Below are 8,440 nucleotides of genomic sequence, written 5' to 3' on the forward strand. Positions count from 1 at the left end.
GTGGCTTTCGATAAGCATTATAAAGCTGAATTAGCAGAACTAAAAAGTAAAGGAATGAGCGATGAAGAGGCTGAAGCTTCTTCTGTTTTGATGAAAGAAGCTCGTGAAATGCTTGTGAAATGGGAAGCTAATGATCCAGAAGTGAGAGCTTTATGGAATAAGATGAATGGTTGGGTATATACAGGATTTGATGAAACTTATAAACGTTTGGGCGTAAGCTTTGATAAAATATATTATGAGTCTGATACTTATCTAGAAGGAAAAGAAAAAGTTGATGAAGGCCTAGCTAAAGGATTATTCTTTAAAAAAGAAGATGGCTCTGTTTGGGCTGATTTGACTAAAGAAGGTCTTGATCAAAAGCTTTTGCTTCGTGCAGATGGTACATCTGTTTATATGACTCAAGATATAGGTACCGCAAAAATGCGTTTCTCTGATTACTCAATAGATCAAATGATTTATGTGGTGGGGAATGAACAAAACTATCATTTCCAGGTACTTTCTATTTTATTGGATAAATTAGGATTTGCTTGGGGTAAAGATTTGGTGCATTTCTCCTATGGAATGGTAGAGTTACCCGAAGGTAAAATGAAGTCTAGAGAGGGTACTGTTGTTGATGCAGATGACCTAATGGATGAAATGATAGATACAGCGAAAGAAACATCAAAGGAATTGGGTAAATTAGATCATATATCTGATGAAGAAGCCAATGAAATTGCTCGTATCGTGGGACTAGGAGCTCTGAAATATTTTATTTTAAAAGTAGATGCTCGTAAGAACATGACTTTTAATCCAAAAGAGTCTATTGACTTTAATGGTAATACCGGTCCATTTATTCAATATACATATGCTCGTATTCAGTCTGTATTAAGAAAGGCAAAAGAAGCGGGTATGGTACTTCCTAAATCAGTTGATGTTACAACAGAAATTAGTGAAAAAGAAAGAGGACTAATTCAATTGGTAGCCGATTTTGCAGTTATAGTAGATCAAGCTGGTAAAGATTACAGCCCTTCTGGTATTGCAAATTATATCTACGAATTAGTTAAAGAGTATAACCAGTTCTATCATGATTTTTCTATTCTTAGAGAAGAAGATGAAAAGGTTAAGCTATTCCGCTTAGTATTGTCGCAAACTGTGGCTGAAACTATAAAGAATGGTATGGATCTACTAGGTATAGAAGTGCCTGATAGAATGTAAAACCATATTAATATGTTTAAAAAAGAAACATATAAGCAGCGTAGAGCCTTGCTCAAAAAAGCACTAGGCTCTGGTGTTTATTTATTTTTGGGTAATGATGAGCTGTCACTAAATTATGCTGACAGTACATTTAGATATCGTCAAGACTCAAGTTTCCTATATTTTTTCGGTTTGTCATTTGCCGGTCTTTCTGCGATAATTGATGTCGATGAAGACAAAGAAATCATCTTTGGTAATGAACTAACGATTGATGATATAGTTTGGATGGGTGTTCAACCTACTCTAAAAGAAAAGAGTGAAATGGTTGGGGTTACTCATACTGAACCTACCGTAGATTTAGGAACATACTTAGCTAGGGCTCAAAAACAAGGGAGAGAGATTCATTATTTACCTCCTTATCGTCCTGAGCATCAGTTGAAGCTTATGGATTTGTTGGGTATTAAGCCAGCAGCTCAAAAAGCTTCGTATAAATTTATGGAAGCTATCTGTAATCAAAGGATCTATAAATCGGATGAAGAGTTAGCTGAAATAGATAAAGCTTGTAATGTAACTGCTCAAATGCATATAGCCGCAATGAAAATGTTGCGTCCAGGCATGAAAGAATATGAAGTTGTAGCCGAAATGGAAGCTGTAGCGGCAAGAAATAATTATGAATTATCTTTTGCTACAATAGCCACTATTAATGGGCAAACTCTGCACAATCATTATCATGGGAATACTGCTAAGTCGGGTCAATTATTCTTAATTGATGCTGGGTGTGAAACTGAAATGGGTTATGCGGGTGATATGTCATCAACAGTTCCAGTAGATAAGACATTTACAGCACGTCAGAAAGCTGTTTATGATATTCAGAACAGAATGCATCTTGAATCTGTTAAGGCTTTAAAACCTGGTGTGAGCTATGAATCTGTTTATGACCTTTCTGCTAGTGTTATGGTAGATGGCCTGAAAGATTTAGGTTTGATGAAGGGGAATACAGAAGATGCTGTACGAGAAGGTGCGCATGCAATGTTCTATCCCCACGGTTTAGGCCATATGATGGGCCTTGATGTGCATGATATGGAGAATTTTGGAGAAGAATTAGTAGGTTATGCTGGAGGAAAAAAAAGTACTCAGTTTGGACGTAAATCTCTCCGATTAGCTCGTGAACTAGAACCTGGTTTTGTGTTTACTATTGAACCTGGTATTTATTTCATTCCTGATTTAATTGATCTTTGGAGAGGACAAAATAAGTTTATGGATTTTATTAATTATGATGTCCTTGAAACATATAAAGACTTTGGAGGTATCCGTAATGAAGAAGATTATGTGATTACTAAAGATGGTGCACGTCGAATGGGATCATTATATGTTCCACTAACTACGGAAGAAGTTGAAGCAATTCGCTAAACTTTAATGAGTTTTTATAATAAGAAAAGGAGGGAATGCCCTCCTTTTCTTATATACTTACTTGTCTAAAACTAGCTAATAATCAAAACTACTACCTCCCAAGAATTCTCTTAATAAAGATGTGGGTGGTATTTCTTTATCTTGAATAGGGTGGAAGAACTTTAAGAACTTCAAAAGACGATATGCTTCTGAATAAGCTGGATCATTCCGAGGTACACACATAAGTATGGGTTCTGCATATTGTCTTAATACTGCTAACTCAAAAAGCAGAGCTGAGTTAAACATGACATCTGCATTTTCTTGGAAAGGGAAGATCCATTTATCTTCTCCAGATCTTACGCTTTGCCATCTACCGATAGTTTCCTCAGCTGAATAATCTCTATAATTATGATCTCTGATAATTCGGCGAATTAAGCGATTGTCTGTTGTCGGAATCCAGTTATGGTCATCGATTGCAATAGTAGTAAGAGCAGATACATATACCATATATTTATTTTCTCGAGGTATATGAGCTGTTAGCTCAGGATTCAGAGCATGTATCCCTTCTAAAATTAACACAGAATTTTGATTAAGCTTTAAGGTGTTACCGTTATACTCTTTTTTTCCAGTAGAAAAATTAAATGTCGGGAGCTTTACTTCTTCTCCTCTTAATAAAGCTTGAAGTTGTTCTTCAAAAAGCTTTAAGTCAAGAGCATAAAGAGATTCATAATCATAATCACCATTCTCATCTTTTGGTGTATCTTCTCTTTCTACAAAATAGTTATCTAGTGAGATAGAAACAGGCTTTAGTCCATTGGTCATTAACTGTATGGTTAATCTTTTGCTAAATGTTGTTTTTCCAGAAGATGAAGGACCTGAAATTAAAATTAGTTTAATGCGTTTACCATTAGAGCCTCTGTTGTATATATCATCTGCTATCTGAGATATTTTTTTTTCTTGTAGGGCTTCGGCTACGTTAATTAAGTCAGTAGCATGACCTCTTTTACAAGCGAGGTTCATGTCGCCAACAGTTCTGACTCCCATAATTTCATGCCATTGTATATGCTCTTTAAAAACATCTAACATCTTCTCCTGTTTAATCAGCTCATCTACCTCTTCAGGATTATTTTTGTTTGGAATTCGAAGTAAGATTCCATCATAATATTTCATGATATCAAATACATTGATAAATCCAGAACTAGGCAATAGATTACCATAATAATAATCGATGGTTCCTCCTAATTCATAGTAATAAGTATAGATAGATCCAGAAGTCTCTAATAATCGAACTTTGTCCGTCATACCTTCTTCTGCGAACAACTTCATAGCATCTGTTGTCCTGCACTCTTTTCTGTAGTAGGGTATATCTGCATCAATAATTTCTTGCATTCTTTTTTTTAGCAAGTCGATATCTTCCAAAGTTATTTCTCTTCCTATCTCTAAATTGCAGAAATAGCCTTTCGAAACAGGGTGTTCAACATACAATTTACTGTTTGGAAAAAGTTCTCTAGCTGCTTTGTATAAGACGAAGCAGAGAGATCTTACATAAGTTCTCATTGCAGAAGAGTCTCTAACATCTAGAAATTCTACATCCTTATTGTTGTAAACTTTGTAGCGTAAACCTTCTATTCTATTATTTACTTTTGCACTGACAACTTGATGTTTAAAATCTAATTTAAAACCTTTATAAATTTCCAAAAGTGTAGAACCTATGGGGAAATCTCTATAGATATTGTTATTTTTGCAATATATTTGTACCGATTGCTTCATATATTCTTAATTTAGGAGTTATAAGTGTAAGCAAAGTAGAGAAATATTGCTAAAATAGCAACAATCATCAATTGAAATAGTAGATGGATTATTCATTTAACGATTTATTAAAGCTCATTGGATCCTTAGGATTATTCCTATATGGGATGAAAATAATGAGTGAAGGGCTGCAGAAGTTTGCTGGAGACCGCTTGCGAAGTATTCTGACGGCGATGACCACTAACCGAGTGACAGGAGTGTTAACCGGGGTCCTTATTACAGCCTTGATACAATCTTCTTCCGCAACAACAGTAATGGTAGTTAGTTTTGTTAACGCAGGACTTCTAACCTTGGCAGAGTCAATTAGTGTTATAATGGGTGCCAATATTGGTACAACAGTAACAGCTTGGCTAATATCTATTGGAGGCTTTAGTGTTGATGTAAATGCTTTTGTCCTGCCTATACTGGCAATAGCTTTACCGTTAATCTTTTCAGGAAAGAGTAACCGTAAGTATGTAGGAGAATTCCTTTTTGGTTTTGCATTCCTTTTTATGGGGCTAACAAGTCTGAAAGATAGTGCTCCTGATTTATCCGAGAATCCCGATATGCTGGCGTTCGTACAGAACTATACAGATATGGGATTTTTTTCTATCCTATTGTTTCTATTTATAGGTACAATAGTGACAGTTGTAGTTCAAGCTTCAGCTGCTACAATGGCTATTACTCTTGTTATGTGTGTGAATGGCTGGATTAGTGTTGAACTTGGAGCTGCCTTGGTATTAGGAGAAAATATTGGTACTACTATTACAGCCAACTTAGCTGCTCTTACTGCTAATTCCCAGGCCAAGAGGGCCGCTTTTGCTCACTTTGTCTTTAATGTGTTTGGAGTTATATGGGTATTGTTAATATTCCATCCATTTATGGAGTTTGTTGAATGGGCTGTAGGTAAAGTTACTTCTCCCGATATAAGTCAAGAAACATTGATTTCTTATCAACTTTCTGCATTTCACTCTATCTTTAATGTCTGCAATGTTCTTCTACTCATTTGGTTGGTTAAGTTTATTGAAAAGACAGTATGCTTCTTTATCCGTCCTAAAGAGGATGATAAAGATGAACCAAGGTTACGTTATATTACTGGTGGTATGTTATCCACTTCTGAGCTATCAATCCTTCAAGCACATAAAGAAATACATTTGTTCTCAGAAAGAATCCATCGTATGTATGGTATGGTCAGAGAATTGCTTCATACAGAAGAGGATGATGAGTTCACTAAACTTTATAGCAGAATTGAAAAGTATGAAAATATAAGTGATAACATGGAGCTAGAAATAGCAAACTATTTGAATCAAGTATCAGATGGTAGATTAAGCTCTGAGAGTAAATTAAGAATTAGAACAATGCTTCGTGAAGTCACAGAGATAGAAAGTATTGGAGATAGTTGTTATAACTTGGCTAGGACAATCAACAGAAAGCGTCAAGCAGGTACCGACTTTACAGAGAAACAATATGACCATATTCATTTTATGATGAAATTGACTAATGATGCTTTGACACAGATGATTGTTGTTCTGGAAAGAGATGATCACTATACAAGTGCCGACATTAATAAGTCATACAACATTGAGAATGAAATTAATAATTATAGAAGTCAACTAAAAAACCAGAATATTCTTGATGTGAACAATAAAGAATATGACTACCAAACTGGAGTTTATTACATGGACCTAATAGGTGAGTGTGAAAAACTTGGAGACTATGTTATTAACGTAGTTGAGGCTAGTGGCGATTTGAGAGAAAAGAAATCAGTTTAAAATAAAATATTCTCTACTTCATATAAAAAGCCTGTCTAAATTTAGATAGGCTTTTTCTTTTGTCTTCAGATTGTAATAAAAAAGGTAAACTGAGCAGTTTACCTTTTTTCTATTTAACCTTCATAAGGTTCAAAATCTTCTTTTCCTACTCCACATAGTGGACAAACCCAATCGTTTGGAATATCTTCAAAAGCGGTACCTGGATCAATACCTGAATCTGGATCACCTAGTTCTGGGTCATAAACATACTCACATACTACGCAAATGTACTTTTTCATAACTTGTTAATTTATTTGTAATTCTAATGTTAAAACAATGCTAAGGGAAATATGTTCTATATAGATTAAAAATCTGTACAAAAATGGAGCATTAAACCCTCCCTTAACTCGGTCAAATATAATAATAATAAGATTCTTTATTGTTTATATACTCGATATAAATTGTATTTTTGTAATACTAACAAGAATTGTTTTTAATATGGAAAGAGCTGACACACTGCTTAAAAATGGTCTAACTTCTAAAGAGGTAGAAGAGAGTAGATCCAAGTATGGATTAAATCAACTAACTCCAGTTAAAAAAGTCTCGTTATGGCAGCTCTATTTGGATAAATTTAAAGATCCAATCATCCAAATTCTACTAGTTGCAGCCTGTTTTTCTTTGATCATTTCGTATATCCATAGTGATTATATTGAAACAATTGGGATTTTTATGGCTATTATCTTAGCCACAACTATCGGTTTCTATTTTGAATACGATGCCAATAAAAAGTTCGATTTACTAAATGCTGTTAGTGATGATGTGACTGTTAAGGTTCTTCGTGATGGCAAGGTGCAGCTTGTAGGACGAAAAGAAATTGTTATTGGAGATGTTGTTGTTATTGAACAAGGTGAAGAGGTTCCTGCTGATGGCACTCTACTAGAAACTGTGTCTCTTCAAATAAATGAGTCATCTCTTACAGGTGAGCCAGTTATAGATAAATTTACTGATAAAGCTTTATTTGACGAAGAAGCGACCTATCCTTCTAATCGTGTATTGCGAGGAACAATGGTTTTAGATGGTCATGGAATCTTTGTAGTTGATAAAATAGGTGATGATACAGAAATTGGAAGAGTAGCAAAACTGACTAATGTTGATAGTGAAGTTACTACGCCTTTAAAACAGCAACTTACTAAATTGGCAAAGTTTATTGGAAAGATAGGTTTTACAATAGCAGGTTTAGTTTTTGTTGTTTTTACAGCTCGAGATCTTTATTTCTTTTTTCAAGTAGAAGCACTTGATAGCTGGCCTCAATTTTTAAAAGTTGCCGAAATTGTCTTGAAGTATTTTATGGTGTCTGTTACACTACTAGTTGTTGCTGTGCCAGAAGGCTTACCAATGAGTGTTACTCTTAGTTTAGCTTTGAATATGAAGCGTATGCTTCGCACAAATAATTTAGTTCGTAAAATGCATGCTTCTGAAACAATGGGAGCGATTACGACTATTTGTACAGATAAAACGGGTACACTTACACAGAATAAAATGACTGTAGCATCTGTTCATAAGTGTTCATTACCTAGTGGAGATGGTCTTCTTTCTGAAAACATGGCTTTAAACTCAACAGCCTATCTATCTGAAGAAAATGGCAAAGTAGAGGGAATTGGTAACCCTACAGAAATAGCACTTTTAAATTGGTTATACAAAGAGAATATTGATTATAAAGAACTACGTGAGTCTGTGGAAATAATCGACCAATTGCCCTTCTCTACGGAGAGAAAATTTATGGCTACTTTTGTTAAATCTAGAGTACTTAATAAAAAAGTTCTATACATAAAGGGAGCTCCTGAAGTCGTATTAAGACATTGTGCTATTGATTATGCAGAAAAGGCTCAGATAGAACAGACATTGGTCTCATTACAATCTAAAGCTATGCGTACACTTGCTTTCGCTTATATAGTATTAGACGGCGATGCAGCTATAGATCTAAAAGATATATCACTTTATAAAGAATTAGAATTAATAGGTTATGTAGGTATAACAGACCCTATTAGAGAAGAAGTACCTGCAGCTGTAGCATCATGCCTTTCTGCGGGAATTAATATTAAAATAGTAACTGGAGATACACTTGTTACAGCTCGCGAAATAGCTCGTCAAATAGGACTTTGGAAAGAAGATACTCCTATGGAAGCGAGTATTACTGGTCCAGAATTTGAACAATTAACAGACGATGAAGCGAGAGAGCGTGCACCAAAACTCTTGATTATGTCTAGAGCACGACCAACAGATAAACAGCGTTTGGTTAAATTATTGCAAGATAAAAAAGAAGTTGTGGCTGTTACAGG

6 protein-coding genes are annotated in these 8,440 nt (G+C 34.9%); 4 read left to right on the top strand and 2 right to left on the bottom strand.

The window, feature by feature from the left end; all coding sequences use genetic code 11:
• Both argS and K8V80_RS06250 read left to right on the top strand, forming a co-directional pair.
• A partial coding sequence (argS, locus tag K8V80_RS06245; RefSeq protein WP_276776206.1) for an arginine--tRNA ligase occupies positions 1 to 1,194 on the top strand: 1,194 nt, incomplete at its 5' end.
• Positions 1,195 to 1,206: 12 nt separating this feature from the next.
• Complete coding sequence (locus K8V80_RS06250) at positions 1,207 to 2,583, top strand: aminopeptidase P family protein (protein ID WP_276776208.1); 1,377 nt, start codon at positions 1,207 to 1,209, stop codon at positions 2,581 to 2,583.
• Between the two features lie 75 nt (positions 2,584 to 2,658).
• On the opposite strand, the gene K8V80_RS06255 is transcribed toward K8V80_RS06250, so the two are convergent.
• The gene (locus K8V80_RS06255; protein ID WP_276776211.1) at positions 2,659 to 4,332 is read right to left on the bottom strand and encodes a nucleoside kinase; all 1,674 of its coding nucleotides are present in this window, start codon (positions 4,330 to 4,332) and stop codon (positions 2,659 to 2,661) included.
• Between the two features lie 83 nt (positions 4,333 to 4,415).
• On the opposite strand from K8V80_RS06255, the gene K8V80_RS06260 reads away from it, so the two are divergent.
• On the top strand, positions 4,416 to 6,122 hold the full coding sequence (locus K8V80_RS06260) for a Na/Pi cotransporter family protein (RefSeq protein ID WP_276776213.1): 1,707 nt from the start codon (positions 4,416 to 4,418) through the stop codon (positions 6,120 to 6,122).
• A gap of 113 nt (positions 6,123 to 6,235) precedes the next feature.
• Here K8V80_RS06260 and rd read toward each other — a convergent pair whose 3' ends face one another.
• On the bottom strand, positions 6,236 to 6,400 hold the full coding sequence (gene rd, locus K8V80_RS06265) for a rubredoxin (protein WP_006743851.1): 165 nt from the start codon (positions 6,398 to 6,400) through the stop codon (positions 6,236 to 6,238).
• A 199-nt stretch (positions 6,401 to 6,599) separates the two neighbouring features.
• On the opposite strand from rd, the gene K8V80_RS06270 reads away from it, so the two are divergent.
• Positions 6,600 to 8,440 (top strand): cation-translocating P-type ATPase (locus K8V80_RS06270; RefSeq protein WP_276776216.1); only part of this gene is annotated, 1,841 nt, incomplete at its 3' end.

This window comes from Bacteroides coprosuis (genome assembly GCF_020741705.1).
Taxonomy (GTDB): Bacteria; Bacteroidota; Bacteroidia; order Bacteroidales; family Bacteroidaceae; genus Bacteroides_E; species Bacteroides_E coprosuis.